The organism is Pseudoalteromonas sp. ABE4_541 (genome assembly GCF_056312285.1).
Window position 1 is genome coordinate 24,034 of sequence record NZ_JBSVEM010000025.1, and the last position, 18,346, is coordinate 42,379.

The 18,346-nt window shown below is 44.1% G+C and carries 17 protein-coding genes; 9 read left to right on the top strand and 8 right to left on the bottom strand.

Features of this window, described 5'->3' with window-relative positions; genetic code table 11:
- Window positions 1-60: 60 nt before the first annotated feature.
- The 7 genes from parC to ACW689_RS19010 are packed head-to-tail and all read right to left on the bottom strand — an operon-like array spanning window position 61 to window position 7,812.
- A complete protein-coding gene (gene parC / locus ACW689_RS18980; RefSeq protein WP_476293711.1) occupies window positions 61-2,364 on the bottom strand; it encodes a DNA topoisomerase IV subunit A in 2,304 nt (767 codons plus the stop codon).
- 8 nt (window positions 2,365-2,372) lie between these two features.
- Complete coding sequence (locus ACW689_RS18985; protein ID WP_476293772.1) at window positions 2,373-3,461, bottom strand: PQQ-dependent sugar dehydrogenase; 1,089 nt, start codon at window positions 3,459-3,461, stop codon at window positions 2,373-2,375.
- 16 nt (window positions 3,462-3,477) lie between these two features.
- Window positions 3,478-5,373 (bottom strand): DNA topoisomerase IV subunit B, encoded by a 1,896-nt coding sequence (parE, locus tag ACW689_RS18990; protein WP_476293712.1) that lies wholly within the window; start codon window positions 5,371-5,373, stop codon window positions 3,478-3,480.
- 32 nt (window positions 5,374-5,405) lie between these two features.
- A complete protein-coding gene (locus tag ACW689_RS18995; protein ID WP_476293714.1) occupies window positions 5,406-5,972 on the bottom strand; it encodes a YqiA/YcfP family alpha/beta fold hydrolase in 567 nt (188 codons plus the stop codon).
- Entirely contained in the window at window positions 5,957-6,730 is a 774-nt protein-coding gene (locus ACW689_RS19000; RefSeq protein WP_476293716.1) for a metallophosphoesterase family protein, read from the bottom strand. Before ACW689_RS19000 ends, ACW689_RS18995 begins: the two co-directional genes overlap by 16 nt.
- The gene (locus tag ACW689_RS19005; RefSeq protein ID WP_476293718.1) at window positions 6,717-7,172 is read right to left on the bottom strand and encodes a DUF1249 domain-containing protein; all 456 of its coding nucleotides are present in this window, start codon (window positions 7,170-7,172) and stop codon (window positions 6,717-6,719) included. Before ACW689_RS19005 ends, ACW689_RS19000 begins: the two co-directional genes overlap by 14 nt.
- Before the next feature lie 22 nt (window positions 7,173-7,194).
- Window positions 7,195-7,812 (bottom strand): NUDIX domain-containing protein, encoded by a 618-nt coding sequence (locus ACW689_RS19010; protein ID WP_476293719.1) that lies wholly within the window; start codon window positions 7,810-7,812, stop codon window positions 7,195-7,197.
- A 214-nt stretch (window positions 7,813-8,026) separates the two neighbouring features.
- Here ACW689_RS19010 and tolC point away from each other — a divergent pair, with 214 nt between their 5' ends.
- From tolC to ACW689_RS19025, 3 genes are all read left to right on the top strand, one after another.
- Entirely contained in the window at window positions 8,027-9,370 is a 1,344-nt protein-coding gene (tolC, locus tag ACW689_RS19015; RefSeq protein WP_476293721.1) for an outer membrane channel protein TolC, read from the top strand.
- 108 nt (window positions 9,371-9,478) lie between these two features.
- The gene (lpxL, locus tag ACW689_RS19020) at window positions 9,479-10,405 is read left to right on the top strand and encodes an LpxL/LpxP family Kdo(2)-lipid IV(A) lauroyl/palmitoleoyl acyltransferase (protein ID WP_476293723.1); all 927 of its coding nucleotides are present in this window, start codon (window positions 9,479-9,481) and stop codon (window positions 10,403-10,405) included.
- 81 nt (window positions 10,406-10,486) lie between these two features.
- A complete protein-coding gene (locus ACW689_RS19025; RefSeq protein WP_476293773.1) occupies window positions 10,487-11,089 on the top strand; it encodes a TcpQ domain-containing protein in 603 nt (200 codons plus the stop codon).
- A 53-nt stretch (window positions 11,090-11,142) separates the two neighbouring features.
- On the opposite strand, the gene glnE is transcribed toward ACW689_RS19025, so the two are convergent.
- Window positions 11,143-13,944, bottom strand: a complete 2,802-nt coding sequence (gene glnE, locus ACW689_RS19030) for a bifunctional [glutamate--ammonia ligase]-adenylyl-L-tyrosine phosphorylase/[glutamate--ammonia-ligase] adenylyltransferase (RefSeq protein ID WP_476293725.1) — start codon at window positions 13,942-13,944, stop codon at window positions 11,143-11,145.
- An 80-nt stretch (window positions 13,945-14,024) separates the two neighbouring features.
- On the opposite strand from glnE, the gene ACW689_RS19035 reads away from it, so the two are divergent.
- The 6 genes from ACW689_RS19035 to ruvX all read left to right on the top strand — a co-directional run bounded on the left by ACW689_RS19035 (window position 14,025) and on the right by ruvX (window position 18,342).
- Window positions 14,025-14,918 (top strand): DUF350 domain-containing protein, encoded by an 894-nt coding sequence (locus ACW689_RS19035; RefSeq protein WP_476293726.1) that lies wholly within the window; start codon window positions 14,025-14,027, stop codon window positions 14,916-14,918.
- Between the two features lie 30 nt (window positions 14,919-14,948).
- Window positions 14,949-15,425, top strand: coding sequence for a hypothetical protein (locus tag ACW689_RS19040; protein WP_476293727.1), 477 nt, complete (start codon window positions 14,949-14,951; stop codon window positions 15,423-15,425).
- Between the two features lie 142 nt (window positions 15,426-15,567).
- Window positions 15,568-16,302 carry a 16S rRNA (uracil(1498)-N(3))-methyltransferase gene (gene rsmE / locus ACW689_RS19045; RefSeq protein WP_476293728.1) on the top strand — a complete coding sequence of 245 codons (735 nt, stop codon included), beginning with the start codon at window positions 15,568-15,570 and terminating at the stop codon, window positions 16,300-16,302.
- A gap of 48 nt (window positions 16,303-16,350) precedes the next feature.
- Window positions 16,351-17,307, top strand: a complete 957-nt coding sequence (gene gshB, locus ACW689_RS19050) for a glutathione synthase (RefSeq protein ID WP_476293729.1) — start codon at window positions 16,351-16,353, stop codon at window positions 17,305-17,307.
- A 21-nt stretch (window positions 17,308-17,328) separates the two neighbouring features.
- Complete coding sequence (locus ACW689_RS19055; RefSeq protein WP_476293730.1) at window positions 17,329-17,886, top strand: YqgE/AlgH family protein; 558 nt, start codon at window positions 17,329-17,331, stop codon at window positions 17,884-17,886.
- A gap of 9 nt (window positions 17,887-17,895) precedes the next feature.
- A complete protein-coding gene (gene ruvX / locus ACW689_RS19060; RefSeq protein ID WP_476293732.1) occupies window positions 17,896-18,342 on the top strand; it encodes a Holliday junction resolvase RuvX in 447 nt (148 codons plus the stop codon).
- Window positions 18,343-18,346: the final 4 nt, after the last annotated feature.

Sequence of the window (18,346 nt, forward strand, 5' to 3'; positions counted from 1 at the left end):
CCATCTCAAAAACGCTACTCAGCTGACATCTTAACTGAGTAGCGACAAATCTAGCGTCAGTTAATCGTCAGCAGATTCACTTAACACTTCATCACTTTGCAGAGCATTCTTGCGTGCTTCAATCTCATACTCATCCACTCGCTGCAAACCACGGGGTAACTTGTTACCACGGCGGCCACGTTCGCCATAGTAATGTTCTAAATCACTTGGCTTGAGTGTGAGTTTACGCTTACCTGCATGCAGGGTAACTGAGCTACCTTCAGGTACACAAGCGAGTACTTTTACAAACTCTTCGCGGGCTTGTACTTTGGCACTTGGGATGGAAATAATCTTATTACCTTTACCTTTGCCAAGTTTTGGTAAATCACGCAGTGGGAACAGTAACATGCGGCCTTCGTTTGAAATCGCCATACACATGTCAGTAGCAACATCGTTGACTGTGATGGGTGCCATGAGCTCTGCACCTTTTGGTACGCTCACTAATGCCTTACCATTTTTGTTTTTGCTCACTAAGTCATTAAACTCGGTGATAAAGCCATAGCCACCGTCGGTTGCCATCAAGTATAAGGTTTTCTCATCGCCCATCACCACATGCTCAAAGTTACAGCCTGGAGCCAGGTTAAAGCGCCCTGTCATAGGCTCACCTTGGCTTCGCGCCGACGGTAAGCTGTGCGCTTCAGTGGCAAAGGCACGCCCTGAGGTATCCAAGAAGACCGCAGGTTGATTGCTCTTACCTTTTGCCGATGCTTTGTAACTATCGCCAGAGCGATAGCTTAGACCTTCCGCATCAATATCATGGCCTTTGGCAACCCGTGCCCAACCCTTGTCTGATAACACGACCGTGACTGACTCTGATGGAATTAAGTCTTTTTCACTCAGTGCTTTAGCTTCAGAGCGCTCAATCACTGGAGAGCGACGCTCATCACCATAAAGCTCGGCGGCTTCTTGGATTTCTTTTTTCATTAACGTCGACATGCGACGCTCTGAACCTAAAGTCAGTTCTAACTTATCACGTTCGGCACTGAGCTCATCTTGCTCACCACGAATTTTCTCTTCTTCTAACTTGGCCAAGTGGCGTAGTTTTAAATCAAGAATGGCTTCGGCTTGTTTATCAGATAAGCCAAAACGCGCCATGAGCTCTTCTTTTGGTTTATCTTCATTGCGAATAATCGCAATAACTTCGTCAATATTTAAAAAGGCAATCATTAAGCCTTCTAAAATATGCAATCGTGCCAATACTTTATCTAAGCGATATTGCAAACGACGGCGCACCGTTTCGCGACGGAATACCAGCCACTCAGATAGAATTTGTTGTAAGTCTTTCACCTGTGGACGGCCATCTAGGCCAATCATATTCAGGTTAACACGATAACTTTTTTCAAGGTCGGTTGTAGCAAATAAGTGCGCCATCAAAGGCTCAAGTTTCACGCGGTTAGAGCGCGGTACTATCACAATACGTGTTGGATTTTCGTGATCGGATTCATCCCGTAAATCCGCTACCATAGGCAGCTTTTTCGCAGTCATTTGCGCGGCTATTTGCTCTAACACTTTTGCGCCAGAACATTGATGTGGCAAAGCCGTGATCACGATATCGCCCTGCTCTTCTGTATATACAGCACGCATTTTGATAGAGCCACGACCCGTGGTGTAGATCTTTTGAATATCCGACTTCGCGGTGATGATCTCTGCATCCGTTGGATAATCTGGCGCTTGCACCACTTCCAATAATTCTTGCAAAGAAGTTTTGGGCTGATCTAGCAGCATGCAGCAAGCTGTTGCCAATTCTCTCACATTATGTGGCGGAATATCGGTGGCCATCCCCACCGCAATACCAGTAACACCATTGAGCAAAATATGTGGCAAGCGTGATGGCAGCACTTTAGGTTCATCCATAGTACCGTCGAAGTTCGGGATCCAATCAACGGTGCCTTGCCCTAATTCTTTAAGCAGCACTTCAGAGAACTTAGATAAACGCGCTTCGGTATAACGCATCGCCGCAAATGATTTTGGATCGTCCGCAGCACCCCAGTTACCTTGGCCGTCAACCAGAGGATAACGGTAAGAGAAAGGCTGTGCCATCAACACCATAGCTTCGTAACAGGCACTGTCACCGTGCGGGTGATATTTACCCAACACGTCACCCACGGTACGAGCTGACTTTTTGTATTTAGCGGCGGCCGATAAGCCCAGCTCACTCATGGCGTACACGATACGACGTTGCACCGGCTTTAAACCATCGCCAATGTGAGGCAGTGCACGGTCCATGATCACGTACATGGAGTAATTTAGATAGGCGTCTTCGGTAAAACGCCCCATCGTTTGTTGTTCAATCCCCTGTAAAGACAAGGTTTGAGGATCAGTCATGTAACACCCTATTTATTGTTATAGCGAACGCGGTAAACCGCATTGGCATAATCATCCGATACCAGCAAGCTGCCATCTGCCAGTTCTGCAAATGCAACCGGACGACCTAAGGTTTGTTCTTTATCTAAAAAACCTGTAATAAACGGCTCATAAGCGGTGATTTCACCTTCTTTAATGGTCGCCATCATGACCCGATAGCCCACTTTTTTGCTACGATTCCATGAGCCGTGTTCCGCCACAAACAGCTTATTATGCATGTCCTTAGCAAACTGTTTGCCACGATAAAAATGAATGCCTAATGGCGCAACATGTGCCTGTAGAGCAAGCTTGGGCATGCTGTATTTTTGCATGTCGGCCAGCGTTTTTTCCTTAGCAAATTCAGGGTCTAATACACTGCCGCCATGTACATATGGAAAACCAAAATGCTCGCCTTCCACACTCACGCGGTTGATTTCATCCGGCGGAATATCATCCCCCATCATGTCGCGGCCATTATCTGAGAACCACAGCGCACCACTTTGTGGATTAATGTCAAAGCCAACAGAGTTACGCACACCTTGCGCTACAGTTGTCAGTTGTTTGCTTTGCAAGTTCAGTGAAAAAATACGCCCAAATTTGTCATCTTCAGCACACACATTACAGGGCACACCAACGGGTATGAGTAACTCGCCATTGTCGGCAAAACGAATAAACTTCCAACCGTGATGACGCGCGCTCGGTAAGCCATCAAATATGACTTCATAGCTTGGTTTCGGTAGCTGTTTATCAATACTTTTAAAGCGAATGATGCGGTGTACTTCGGCAACATATAAATCGCCATTATGAAGCGCTAAGCCCGAGGGCATCGTGAGCCCTTGTGCAAGTGTAATTTTTCTATCTGCCACACCATCTTGATTATTATCAATCAAGGCATACACATTGCCCGCTTTTCGCGACCCCACATACACTACGCCCGATTTCGATACGGCTAACTGCCGTGCGTTTTCAACATTCTGAGCAAAGTAACTAATTTCATAACCTTTGGGCAAAGCGAGGCGTTCTAACAACGCATCGGCATGTCCAAAAAAAGGTAATATGGAAATACATAAGGCGATCATTGTTCGCGTCATGAGACTACACCTCGACCTGTGCTTTGTCGCCATGCATCTCAAGCCACTCTTTACGGTCACCAGAGCGCTTTTTAGCTAACAACATGTCCATCATTTCCAACGTGTGTTCCTGCTCGTCGAGCGTCAATTGCACCAAACGACGGGTGTTCGGGTCCATGGTGGTTTCACGCAGCTGTAATGGGTTCATTTCACCCAATCCTTTAAAGCGCTGAACGTTGACCTTGCCGCGTTTTTTCTCCGCTTCAATTCTATCAAGCACGCCCTTTTTCTCGTCTTCATCTAGCGCGTAATACACTTCTTTACCCACATCGATTCTAAACAGCGGTGGCATTGCAACATACACATGCCCTTGGGTAACAAGTGCTGGGAAATGACGCACGAACAAAGCACACAGCAAAGTGGCAATGTGCAGTCCATCGGAGTCCGCATCGGCAAGAATACATACTTTGCCATAGCGCAAACCGGATAAATCTTCTGAGTCAGGATCAATGCCCAAAGCAACCGAAATATCATGCACTTCTTGAGAGGCCAAAATTTGCCCCGACTCGACTTCCCAAGTATTTAAGATTTTACCGCGAAGCGGCATGATGGCTTGAAACTCTCTATCACGTGCTTGTTTTGCCGAGCCACCCGCAGAGTCACCTTCCACCAAAAATAGCTCTGAACGTTCAGTTTCGCTGCCTGAACAGTCAGTCAGTTTACCCGGTAAAGCAGGTCCTGAAGTGACTTTTTTACGTACCACTTTTTTCGCGGCACGCATGCGTTTTTGTGCATTACTGATACACAATTCGGCAAGTAATTCTGCGGTATCCGTGTGTTCATTCAGCCATAAACTGAAGGCATCTTTTACAATGCCAGAAACAAAGGTGGCGCAAGAGCGTGAAGATAGCTTTTCTTTGGTTTGACCAGCAAATTGCGGATCTTGCATCTTCACCGACAAAACATAGCTACACTTATCCCAAATGTCCTCGGGTGTTAACTTTACACCTCTGGGTAATAAGTTACGGAATTCACAAAATTCACGCATGGCCTCAAGTAAGCCCTGTCTTAAGCCATTAACATGAGTACCGCCTTGTGCAGTTGGGATCAAGTTTACATAGCTTTCAGTGATTGACTCTCCGCCTTCAGGCAACCAGTGTAATGCCCAATCTACGCCTTCCGTTGAACCGCTAAAGCTGCCAGTAAATGGACTTTTCGGCAAAACTTCATAACCTTGCGCACTGTCTTTGAGGTAATCTTCAAGGCCTGCTTCATAGCACCACTCTTGGGTTTCTTTGCTTTGCTTATTGATGAAACGAATGCGAAGGCCTGGGCAAAGCACCGCTTTGGCTTTTAAGTTATGATTTAACTTAACTAAAGAGAAGTTTGCTGAGTCAAAGTAACTGGCATCTGGCCAAAAGTGTACCGAAGTTCCAGTATTGCGTTTGCCTACCGTACCTGTCACTTCAAGGTCTTGCACTTTATCGCCGTGCTCAAACGCCATTTCATATACTTGGCCGTCACGCTTTACCGTGATCTCTACACGACTCGATAATGCGTTCACGACGGAAATACCGACCCCATGCAACCCCCCCGAAAACTGGTAGTTTTTATTGGAGAATTTACCACCAGCATGCAGCTTAGTTAAAATCAGCTCCACACCTGGTAACCCTTCTTCAGGGTGAATGTCGACGGGCATACCACGGCCATCGTCAATGACTTCTAAAGAGTTATCTTCATGCAAAATCACATCAATTTTAGTTGCGTGTCCAGCGAGCGCTTCATCGACACTGTTATCTATCACCTCTTGTCCTAGGTGGTTAGGTCGAGTGGTATCTGTGTACATGCCGGGACGACGTTTTACAGGCTCTAGGCCATTTAAAACCTCAATGGCTTCGGCGTTATAGTTTTGCTCGCTCATAGATAGATTCTTTTTATTTAATTCGTTTTGTTTTACGTGATTTTAAGAAAATTGACAACCGTGTCAAAGTAACGATGAAAGTCCATAAAACTATGATCACCAGCAAAATCGATACGTTGCTGGCATGACTTATAATATTCTAGCGCTTGTTGGAACGGTAGCACTTCATCGCCCATTTGCTGCAAAAGTAACAACAATTGTGGCTTTTCTAGTTCTGCTAAGTACAACAGCTGCAATGCTTGCACGTGTTGCATACCCAAAGTGTAATGCACTTGCTGATAAGGATTATACTGTGGCCCCAAATAATCTGCTAATAATTCAAAGGGCCTTACCGCCGGATTGATAACAACCGCTGGAATTTTATGCGTTTGCGACAAGTAGGTCGCATAAAATCCACCCAATGAGCTACCAAGCAACCCCGTATTATCATCAATCAATGCGTCAAGCTGATGAATAGCAACACGCGGGTCAAAATGTAAGCATGGCGTAATATACTCACATTGCAGTTTTTGTTCTCTTAGCCATCGTCCAAATTGCTGTGCCTTAGCCGACAACCCCGAGCTATTAAAACCATGAACATAAATTACCCGTTTAGCCATATAACCTCTGTGCTAAACGCATCCTCATTAATATGAATAAGCCGAAACCCTGGGCCTAAGTCTTGCTGCTGCCAATCATTGGTGTGCTTTGTAAACTGAATGGAGGTCGCTGGTGTGGCAAATACATCGAGCTCTCTGAATTTTTGCCGGTACTCATGATGCACATGACCGTGAAATACCGCGCCCACTTTATCGCTCTCGACCAACACATTCAGCAACTGACTGCCATTTTCCAAAATATGCTTGTCTAAATAGCCATTGATTGGCACAGGGTGATGATGGCAAAAAACCAACGCTGGGTGGTTCAACTTTGTTAAACACGATTCGATCTCAGTTAAGTGCTCTTCGCTGCACCATCCAGCAGGCGTAGGGCCTTTGGAGTTGCTTAACAATAGACTCAGTTTGGGCGTATGTATTAGTTTTGCACCTTGAATTTGCCTTGAATTCATCGCCGCTAATAATTCAAGCTCGTCATGATTCCCCGGCAGCCAGAACACGGGGCATGATAATTCTGCACTTTCGAGCAATTGCGCAAATAGCTGATAAGACGCTTTGCTGTGGTCTTGAGTCAGATCACCACCAAAAATAATACCATCGACTTTGTGCTGTGATAAATGTGTCAGCACCCGCTGTAGATATTGCGCCGTATTAACATCAAAATACTGCCCGTCTGAATTTTTACTTAAATGACAATCGCTAATATGGGCAAATGTGAGTTGAGCGCGAGAAAATGTATACTGTTGCTCAAACCAAGCCATTATTCACATCCCAATTGAGAGGCACTTTACCGCTTTCTAGACATGCCATCAGCCAATCGGCTAAAAAAGCATTGAGCTGATACTTCTCATCTTTTTGGTGCATGTCTGGATTGGGGTAACCATACGAGGGTTTAATGCGTTGGTGATAATCATAATGGATCACTTCAGCTACTTTGGCGTCGTGATACAAGCGTACGTTTAAGAGCATCTGAGGTAAAAAGACACTGAACGAAGACGATTGTTTAATCGTGATATCCGTCGTGTAACGTGCGCATTCTTTCACTTCAACCACGTAGTGCACATTAGCCAGCTCAATTGCTCGCTGCGCACCGTTAATTTCTTCTGGTAAAACCTTTAACGCACGCAAATAATTACGTTCGCACAACGTAATATATTTGGGCAACGATTGAACATATTCTCTTGCTTGCGCAATTTCACTCAAGGTGACACCTCAACTTCTAATACTACTTACTACAGGCCAATACATTATTTTTATTCAACGCTAACCATTGTAGACTAATGACGGTTGCGGCGTTATCTATCTCGCCGCTATTAAGCCGCTCAATGGCTTCTTGGTATGGTAGCACATGGGTTTTAATATCTTCACCTTCTGTTTCCAAACCATAAATACCACCCGCTTGAGATAAATCAGTTTCAGCTAAGTACAAATACAGGCGCTCTGTTGTTCCTCCAGGGCTCGATAGGTAAGACGTCATAAAATGTAATTTATCTAGCGTTAAACCCGCTTCCTCAAGCGCTTCTTTGCGCGCTACTTGTTCATAATCGAGGCTTCCCTCTGCCATACCAGCAATACATTCCAACAACCAAGGAGAGGATTTACTTGCCATAGCTCCAATACGAATTTGCTCTATAAGTAACACACTATCCATTTTAGGATCATAAGGTAATACAGCAACGGCATGGCCACGCTCTAAAATCTCTCTAGTAATTGTATTGGACATGCCCCCAGCAAAAAGCGCATGACGAAAGTGATATAACTGAATCTTAAAGAAACCGTTGAAAACCGTTTCAACCTTTTCCAACTGCACGTCATTATTATCAAAGCAGCTGATTGTGCCCATAATTCGCTCCAATTTTTAAAATTAGGGGTTTAAATTGTGTGCAACTGTCCCCATCATACCCATTTACTGATCACACGCACCTAAACACATAAGAGACACATTTTATATTCTGTTACATTTGTTGGTTCAGATTTACGTATTTCTTTTTTCGTTCTGAAAAAAAACAGGGTAACATGCATTCAATATAAAAAGTTGTCTAAGGACTGAACGAACAATGAAAAAAAGTTTATTATCTCTGTTAGTTGGCCTGTCTTGCACACTGGCGAATGTAGCACAAGCGGAAGATTTACTTCAGGTTTATGATATTGCAACAGCCAATGATCCAACCGTATTAAAAGCCAAAGCCCAAGCTGACGCACAAAAGTTTGCACAAGACAGCGCACTAGGCGCTTTGTTGCCGCAACTTGGTTTTGAATCAAGCTATACTCAAACCGACTCGGATGGTTTTTCACCAACTCAAAACGATTCAACGGGTTACGCGATAGGTAGCAGTTTTAGAGATACGTTCAGTCGTTCAATTTCTTTGCAGCAGTCTATCTTTGACCTTTCTGCTTGGCAAAATTTAGGGATTGCTGAAAAACGTGCACTGCAAGCAGGCACTCAATATGAGCAAGCACAGCAAGACTTAGTTGTGCGCATTGCGCAAGGTTACTTCGATGTTTTAAGTGCGCTTGATAACTTAGAGTTCGTGCAAGCTGAAAAACGCGCGATTGAACGCCAGTTAGAGCAAACAAAACAGCGTTATGAAGTGGGCTTAACCGCTATCACCGACGTGCATGAAGCTCAAGCACAGTTTGACCGCGCTGTTGCAAATGAAATCGTTGCACAAAATGAAGTGGAAACGGCTCGTGAAGCGCTTCGTACCATTACTGGTAAATATCACAGCAAACTAGATTCACTCAATACCAATACATTTTCTACTGTTGTGCCAAACAAGAAAGCCAATGATTTTGTAAACATCGCAAAAGATAAAAACTTGTCGTTAGCAATTTCAAAGGCAAACTTAGATATCGCACAAGAACAAATAGACTTAGCGCAAGCAGGTCACTATCCTACTGTAAGTTTAAATGCCAGTTATGGTGATTCTTTAACCGACTCTGACGGCCGTCTTCACGTTCCTCGTGAAGATCAAACGAGTGTTGGTGTGCGACTAAATGTACCTATTTATTCGGGTGGTCGTACTCTAGCTGCGACAGAGCAAGCGCGAGCATTGTATGTCGGAGCAAGCCAAGATTTAGAAGCTAGCATGCGTGAAGTAACACGTTCAGTGATCACTTCTTACAACCAAGTGATGTCAAATGTTGCTAGATATAAAGCGCTAGAACAAGCGGTTGTATCAGCACAAAGTGCACTGCAAGCGACGGAAGCAGGCTTTGAAGTGGGTACTCGTACTATTGTTGACGTACTAGTAAGCACACAAAACCTGTATAACGCGAAGAAAAACCTGGCTGACTTACGTTATCAATACGTTTTATCATCGCTACGTTTAAAGCAAGCCACCGGTACGCTATCTCGCAGCGATCTAGAGGCGATCAACAAAGGACTAGTAAAAGGCTAGTTCACCTTCTCGACAACACTTATATTACAAAGCCGGCCAATGCCGGCTTTTGTGTTTTTAAACACTTACCGATAAACTATCATCATTGAGTAGTAAGAGATTTTGTTTGTGGTTACACACCCTACCTTCAAATGGTCATTTTTATCACCCCGCAATTGGCTTGCCTGGATTGGGGTGTTATTTTTATATTTAATATCTTGGTTGCCGCAACGCATACAGTTTGTTTTAGGTAAAACACTGGGCCGATTGTTACATCGATTTGAAAAAAAGCGTCGCCACATAGCTAAAACCAATATCGACTTGTGCTTTCCCGAGTTAGATGAGCTGGCTCGCGCTGAGATGGTGTTAAAAAATATGGAAAACACCGGTATCGCGATGCTCGAAACAGGCATGGCCTGGTGGTGGCCACAGTGGCGAGTCAACAAGGTGATTGGCTCTATCGAAGGTATTGAACACATAGAACAGGTTCAGGCGCAAGGTAAAGGCGTATTACTTTTGGTACCTCATATGTTGCACCTTGAGATGCTCAGTCGCGTATTGGGCACCCAGCAACAAGGTATTGGCTTTTACCGACCGCACAATAGCCCGCTTATGGAATATTTCATGACCAAGGGCCGACTGAGATCCAATGAAAGCTTAATCTCAAAACGTGATGTTAAAAGCCTTTTGCACGCACTCGCCAATAAAAAGTTATGCTATTACTTGCCGGATCAAGACTATGGCCGAAACCGTTGCGAATTTACTTCATTTTTTGCAGTACCCGATGCGGCCTCAACCACTGGCACATTATTATTTTCTTCAAGCAAAAAATGTGAAACACTGAGCTTGAGTGGCACAAGAGATGCTAATGGAAAGTACCATATAAAAATTTATCCACCGCTGAGTGACTTTCCAAGTGACAATGCAAAAACCGATGTTACACGAGTCAATCAGCGAATGGAGCAGTCAATTATGTCTGCGCCAGAACAATACATGTGGCTTCATCGTCGCTTTAAAACACGGCCAGATGAAAACGCGCCGTCGTATTATCAATAAGTTACAAATATAACTATGAGAAGACAAACAAAAAGAAGACCAACAAGGCCCGCTAAAGCGGCGCCACCACCGCCACCAACGGTGAGAAAAAGAAAGGCAAAACCTGTGGCCGCTCTATGGTTTTGGATAAAGCACCTATCACTGGCTTTTATCCTGATTTTTGCCGCTTACTACTTTTTGTTTGGTGCACTGCCAAATATGAGTACTACGACTAACGTTGCGGCTAAAGGGTTTTCACAATTTTATGAAAGCTTCCGTAATAGCACATCTAGCCGAGATACCGAGCGAGCTAATTTTGTAATTGAGCTGGGCACGCCAAGCTTTCGCATAGATGAAGCGCTAAAAGAGCGAGAAAGAGTCGTAAAACCTTCCAGCCAACGTTGGACTGGCGAAGTACAACCTAGACGTTTTGAGTCGGGTGACACTCTGCGTAGTGTGCTTGCTGAGTATGCCAGAAATGAAGATGTGGAGCTGTTTTGGTACCTAGACAAAGACTATGTAGTTAAACAAAACTTTCGTGTAGACAGCAACTTTGTGTCTGCACTTTATCAAGTCGGCCGAGCCATTAATGATGACTTTGAAAATGAAGTTTATACCTTTTTCTGTCATCGCCAAAGAGCAGCCGTGATAACGGAAAAACCGTCTCGTTTTGTGCGCGACAACTGCCGAAGACTAATTCAATAATCTCTAAAGCCAGCGCTAACTAAAGCTGGCTTTTTTCTTTTTATCCAAAAAGTTTAAACCAATCTGTTTTCAAATATAGTGCGCACTTGCTGTGATATAGACTTAATATTGTCACTTTTAGTAATGCATTTCCCTTGACGATTTAAGCTTTGCTTGTGATGCAACTCGCGAAAAAAGCAATAAGCTTGAGTAAGAAGCTGCTGCTCTTGCTCGTTTAAAATCCCCAACTGACTGGCACTTTGCAATATCCTCACATTATCCGTGTATTCAATCAAAGCGCGATGTTCATGCGCGTAATTTAATACGAGAAATTGCACAATAAACTCAATATCAGTCATCCCTCCATGTCCCTGCTTCAAATCAAACACAGTGTCCGTATCTTTTGATAAGTGAGCACGCATTTTTTCTCGCATTGAAATAACATCATTAACCAATGAAGGTTGTACTCGTTTCTGCTGCAGTACATCAGCACGAATTTGCACAAAGCGTTGCTGCATGCTTGCCTCACCTAGTACCATTCGTGCGCGCACTAACGCCTGGTGCTCCCACGTCCATGCTTGCTCTAATTGGTACTGATAATAACTTTCCAAATGAATGGCAAGTAGGCCCGAGTTGCCTTCCGGCCTGAGTCTGGTATCTAATTCATACAAAATCCCCGAAGCCGTTCGAGTATTGAATAAGTGCATTAAACGCTGTGCAAGTTTGAGATAAAACTGCCTTGAAGAAATCGACTTATCACCTTGAGTTTGCCCGTGCTCATCACTGTTGTGTACAAATACAAGATCGAGATCAGAATCATAACCAAGTTCCCAACCTCCAGCTTTTCCATATGCAATCGCGGCAAAGCCTTTATGTTCTATATCCCGTTCATTGGGTGCACCATAGCGCTCTGTCATTTGCTGCCATGCAAGGTTAACAGCCTGTTCGATGATCGCTTCACCCAAAGCGGTTAAGTGATCGCTTACTTTCATAATTGATAAAACGCCAGTTGCATCTGCAGCGGCTATACGTAACTGATGTGCTTGCTTAAATTGCCTCAATGCTTCCATTTGCATCTCAAGATCATGTTGTTCAATACGCAAGAAATACTGGCGTATTTCTACCCGATAGGCGTTGAGTGGTAAGGGTTTGTACAGAGCGGCAGGGTCCAGTAGTTCATCCAGTAATATTGGATACTTGGCAATATGCTCGGCTATCCAAAGGCTGTGCGAACACAAATACACTAGCTGTTTAAGTGCTCCTTGATTCTCATACAACAGTTCCAAATAAGCCGTACGTGAAGCAACAGTATCAATTACTTTCAATACGCTCGACAAAGTGTCTGCATTGAGTTGATATTCTGTAGCGCGAAATAACAAACACGGGATCAACTTATCCAGTATGTCTCTCCCGCGAGCACCAATTTGGCGCTTCAAAAGACCCGCTTTAAATGAAACTACGCATTGCTGCCAAGACATGAGTAGTGCTTCAGGCAGCATATGGGCCAAAGTCTGACAGTCACTCTCAAGCCATGCAAAAGTAAATGCTTCGTCAAACTGGCTTTGCTCTAGAGGCTCATCACCGATGACTTGCGAAAACTCACTACGGATCTGCGCCATGACTCGATGAATATTCGCGATACAGTCAGCGTAGTCTTTACTATCTGTGAGTAAAACTAAACGCAATTGGTCTAACTCTCCTTCTGGCAGAGTTTGAGTCTGCTGATCAGAAAATGCTTGTAAATATTGCTCAATGCGCCTTAAAAACAAGTAGTTATTTTGTAATGACTGCACCACTTCTTGAGGGATGACTTTAATCACCTCTAACTGTTTAAGTGCATTAAGCAACGAAGGCGTTTGCAAATTTACGTCTCGACCACCACGTATCATTTGCAGCGCTTGCACAATAAACTCAACCTCTCTGATACCACCTGCACCAAGTTTAATGTTATTTACCAGCCCTTTACGCCGAACTTCTTGAGCTATCATGTGCTTCATTTTACGTAGCGACTCGATAACAGAGAAATCAATATAACGACGATAAACAAATGGGCGCAGCATAGTATAAAACTCTTGCCAATACGCCTGTCCGCCTCCAAGTAATCGGGCTTTTAGCATGGCATAACGCTCCCACTCTCGCCCTTGATCTTGATAATAATCTTCCATGGCAGATAAGCTCATTACCAAAGGACCACTGTCACCAAATGGGCGTAAACGCATATCAACACGAAACACCTGTCCATCAGCCGTAACCTGATCGAGTGCAGCAATAAGTTTTTGCGCCACCTTGGTATAAAAAACCTGTGCCTCAAATGGACGCCGCCCTCCCTGCGTTGCAACATTGCGCGGGTAACAAAAAATCAGGTCGATGTCGGATGAAAAGTTCAGTTCTGCGCCACCCAGTTTCCCCATACCTAGTACCAACATGGGTATCGCCTGACCTTCATCATCTAGAGGGGTCCCACATTGTTTGACGGTTTGTGCAAAAGCCCATCGGTTCGCGGCATCAATGAGTTGCTCAGCAAGTTTGGAAATATATGTAATGCTGTCGTCTATCTTGTTACTAGCAACTAAATCTAACCACATCACCTTTAACCAGTAGCGTTGGCGATAATGACGTAGCAGCTTAAAACACTGCTGTTCATCCAGTTCATCGAACCGGCTGGGAAGCGGATCAGGCACCGCTCTATCATTCATTTGCGACGTATCTAACAACCATTCACCTAATTCAGGACGCTGTTGCAATACGCGATAAGCAAAATCACTTAATGCAAGTAGCCTAGATAGCAATGGGTTTTCATTTTTCTCTGGATATAAAGTTAGCCAACGCTCGGTTGCCAATTGAGCCAACGGCTCCGATAAGGTAACGTGATGCATAAAAATCTCCATTGCTATGTAGCTCAATAGGTTGCGAGTCGTTATAGTAACAATATTAATAATTCATCTATAGAGCGAATATGAGCTATTTATCGTTACAAAACATCAACTTTATGGCTATCGCAAGCTGCTTTGTTGTGATCTGCTTTGTTGTGATGATACTACGATTACGCGTGCAATATATCGCGAAAAAAGTGCTCCAAGAAGAACTCGCGAAACGAGACAATTTTGCACTTGGGATCAGCTTTGCTAGTCAAATTGCGACTATCTGCTTCAGTGTTGCCTACTTGTTTGGCGACATAAGCCTAAAAACAGCTCAGCAACAGCCCTTGCAAACCGCTATCACCTTAGTAAGTGTGTCTATTTTTATTATTTTTGGCCAATATATTCACCGCAAGTGGATCTTGTATCAATTTGATGAAGAAGAGGCCATACTTAAACAGAACATTTGCGCGGCACTTGTGGACTCTGGCATGCTCATTGCCAACGGTATACTCGTCTTAGGGCTTTATCATTGGGTACACCCCAAAGGGGTGAGTGATCTACTCGTAGTCAGCTCCAGCTTCTTCTTACTTCAGGGGCTCTTTGCACTCGACAGCAAAATTAGAGAAACCCGATTTGCAAAAGTGAATCAAGGTGCATCTTTGCAAAAAAACTTCAATTTAGCCAATACATCTATCGGGATCCGCTACGCAGGAAAAACCATTGGTTTATCACTTGCAATTTACGCTGGATTACACAGTGCGCCTTACCATGGTGCCATGATTGTTGAAAACCTATTTAGCGTGATTTTGCATTGCGGCGCAATGTGGGCCGTTCTGTATGTTGGTAGTGCCTTATTGATGCACATATCGTTACCAAAAGTTGACATTGGCCTTGAAGTTGACCATCAAGATAACATCGGGATTGCGTGTATCGAGTTTGCGATTTTTGCATCTATAGGCTATTTACTAGTTAGTGTGTTTTCTGTGTAGCCACGGATTTTGGCTGCGCAAGGCGGGGCCATGTCTATCAAAATCGATAATTTTCTGTTGGTTGACAGCAATAGCGAGTTCAGCCGGGAGTATGCTGAGTATATAAAAGCGCATTCTCAAAGTGCTGAGAGCCAGCTGATCATCGCTGGCGGTAATACTCGGCCTATGTTAAAAATGATGTTTAACAATCTGGTCAAGGACTATAGCTATTGCGACTTTTCGAATGAAATAAGCGTGTCCGAGTTAGCCACTTACTTAAGCGAACATCATCAAATCAGCGGTGTATTGATCCCGAGCTTAGATTACCACCTAGCCAGTGAAGCACAGCAGTTTATCTTTAACTCCCTGCATCCAATACGCTATTTGTTAGAGCAACAAGAAAAAGGTGGCTACCGTTATAAGAAACTAACTGATCAAGCAATTATGAATCACCTGACATGCCAAGGAGAGCTTCCCAGTGTGGGTGCAAATATCGAAGACTCTTTATGTAAGCTCGACAACAACTGATGCGCGGCTTCAAAACTTTGTGTTTCCCCTTTATTCAAAACACATTTATTCGTCACATCTATATTGATTGTGGTGCCATTACCTAGACGACCGTCACGCAAAACTTTACTATTGTCCAATTGCTATATATTTCGAGTCAGCTATGCGTATACCTCATATTTATCAACCATCTGAACTTTGCCTAAACACCCCTGTCACACTTGACCAAGATGCTGCGGGGCATATTGCTCGCGTACTTAGAATGCAGACCGGTGACAAAGTATCGCTGTTCAATGGTCAAGGAGGAGAGTTTTTATGCGAACTTACTGAAGTTTCAAAGAAAAATGTGATTGCACAACCCATTGAGTTCAACAACAAAGACTGTGAATCTCCACTTAAAATACACCTTGGCCAAGGGATCTCTCGTGGCGACAAAATGGACTTTACCATTCAAAAAGCAGTGGAGTTGGGTATCACTGAAATTACTCCTCTATTTACCACACGCTGCGGAGTAAAACTCTCTGGCGAGCGACTAGCTAAAAAACATGCTCAATGGCAAAAAATCGCCAATGCGGCTGCAGAGCAATCAGGGCGTAATATTATTACTACAGTACACGCGCCAATTGATATCAATACTTGGTTAGCGCAAAGCTCTGATGAGCTAAAACTGACTTTACATCCCAGAGCTGAGCACAGTATCAAAACATTGCCCACCCCAACGAATGGGGTACGATTTATTGTTGGACCCGAAGGTGGATTTACCGATGAAGAAATGCATGCCACCAGCGAACAAGGCTTTATTGATGTGCGCCTTGGACCAAGAGTATTACGTACCGAAACCGCTGCGCTCACGGTACTCAGCGCCCTCCAGTTACAGTTTGGCGATCTCGCTCTTTAATTTTAAAAATGCACCCCCATAAATAGTAAAAACGACAAAAGGTGACGCATGGCGATTAAATTAGGAATCATATCTGACCCCATTAGTGGGTTTAATATCAAAAAAGACACTGGTTTTGCCATGATGATGGCAGCTCAAGAGCGTGGTTATGAGCTGTATTACATGGAAATGGGTGATTTATATTTATATCAAGGCCAAGCTAAAGCGACAGCCACCAAAGCCACAGTATTTAACGATCTAACTCATTGGTACGAGCTTGCCGACAAGCAATCTATCGACTTGGCCGACCTTGATGTGATCCTGATGCGCAAAGATCCACCTTTTGATACAGAATACATCTACGCGACTTACATCCTTGAGCGCGCAGAACAAGCCGGAACTTTAGTTGTCAACAAACCGCAAAGCTTGCGTGATGCGAACGAAAAACTATTCACAGCGTGGTTCAGTGAACATACCCCAGATACACTTGTGACACGTTCTCAAGCACAAATTCGTGAATTCTTAGCAAAGCATCGGGATATTATTCTTAAACCATTAGATGGGATGGGTGGCGCATCTATCTTCAGAGTAAAACAGGATGATCCAAATATTGGCGTGATCTGTGAGACTCTCACCGAACACGGTCAAAGGTTTGCTATGGCACAACAGTATATCCCCGCCATCAAGCAAGGCGATAAACGCGTGTTGGTCGTTGATGGTGAAGTTATTCCTTACTGTTTGGCTCGTATTCCACAAGGTGGTGAAACACGCGGTAATTTGGCGGCTGGAGGCCGTGGAGAAGCGCGTCCTATCAGTGAAGATGATTTGAAAATCGCACAAGCTGTCGCACCAACACTCAAAGCCAAAGGGTTGCTGTTTGTGGGTTTGGACATTATTGGCGACAAACTTACTGAAATTAACGTTACTGCACCAACCTGTGTTAAAGAAATAGAAGCCGCGTACGATATTTCAATTATGGACAAGTTTTATGAGGCGATTGAAGCAAAACTCGCCCATACTAAGTAAAACGCAAAGCGGGGCCAAGATATGCAGTCATTAGAAAACCATTTTTTAGTTGCAATGCCAAGCTTACAAGATCCATTCTTCAAGCACACTGTCACTTATATTTGTGAGCACAATGAAGAAGGAGCAATGGGGTTGGTTGTTAATCACCCTATTGACGTCACTGTTGGTGAGCTACTGGACAAAATCGAAATTGATAATGATAAAACAACACCCGCTGCTGCCCAGCAGGTGTTCGCTGGGGGCCCTGTACATACTGACAGAGGGTTTGTACTGCACACGCCAAAACCTGGCTACTCTTCCAGTCAGGAGTTGAGTTCAAATATTATGATCACCACATCCAAAGATGTGCTTGCCTCGTTAACTTCCAACAATTGCCCAGACTCCTTTTTGATCACCCTTGGTTATGCAGGCTGGGAACGAGGCCAACTGGAAAAAGAACTGCTTGAAAACTCATGGCTCGTAATTGAAGCTGATCCCGCGATTATTTTTAATACTCCACCCGAGCTGAGATGGGAAAAAGCAGTGCAAATGCTTGGGATTGACGCAGCACAGTTAAGCTCTCAAGCTGGACACGCATAGTAGTAATTTATGACAAATAAAGAAAAAGCTCGCCCCGGCGAGCGCACTGTAATGGGGTTCGATTTTGGTACCAAAAGTATTGGTATTGCAATTGGACAAGAGATCACAGGCACGGCCAACAGTCTAGGAGCAGTCAATGCCCGAGATGGCATCCCAAACTGGCCCGACATAGAAGCGCACATTAAACAATGGCAACCGGATCTTTTAGTTGTTGGTTTACCGCTGAATATGGATGGCACTAATCAACAAGTGACATTTGCCGCAAAAAAGTTTGCTAATCGACTACACAATAATTATCGTTTACCAGTTGAAACACAAGACGAGCGCTTAACCACTGCCGATGCCAAAGCGCGTTTGTTTGAACAAGGCGGTTACCGCAACCTTGGCAAAGGTAATGTAGACAGCATGTCTGCCGTGATCATTTTAGAAAGCTTTTTTGAAAACTTGTGGCAGTAGCAAC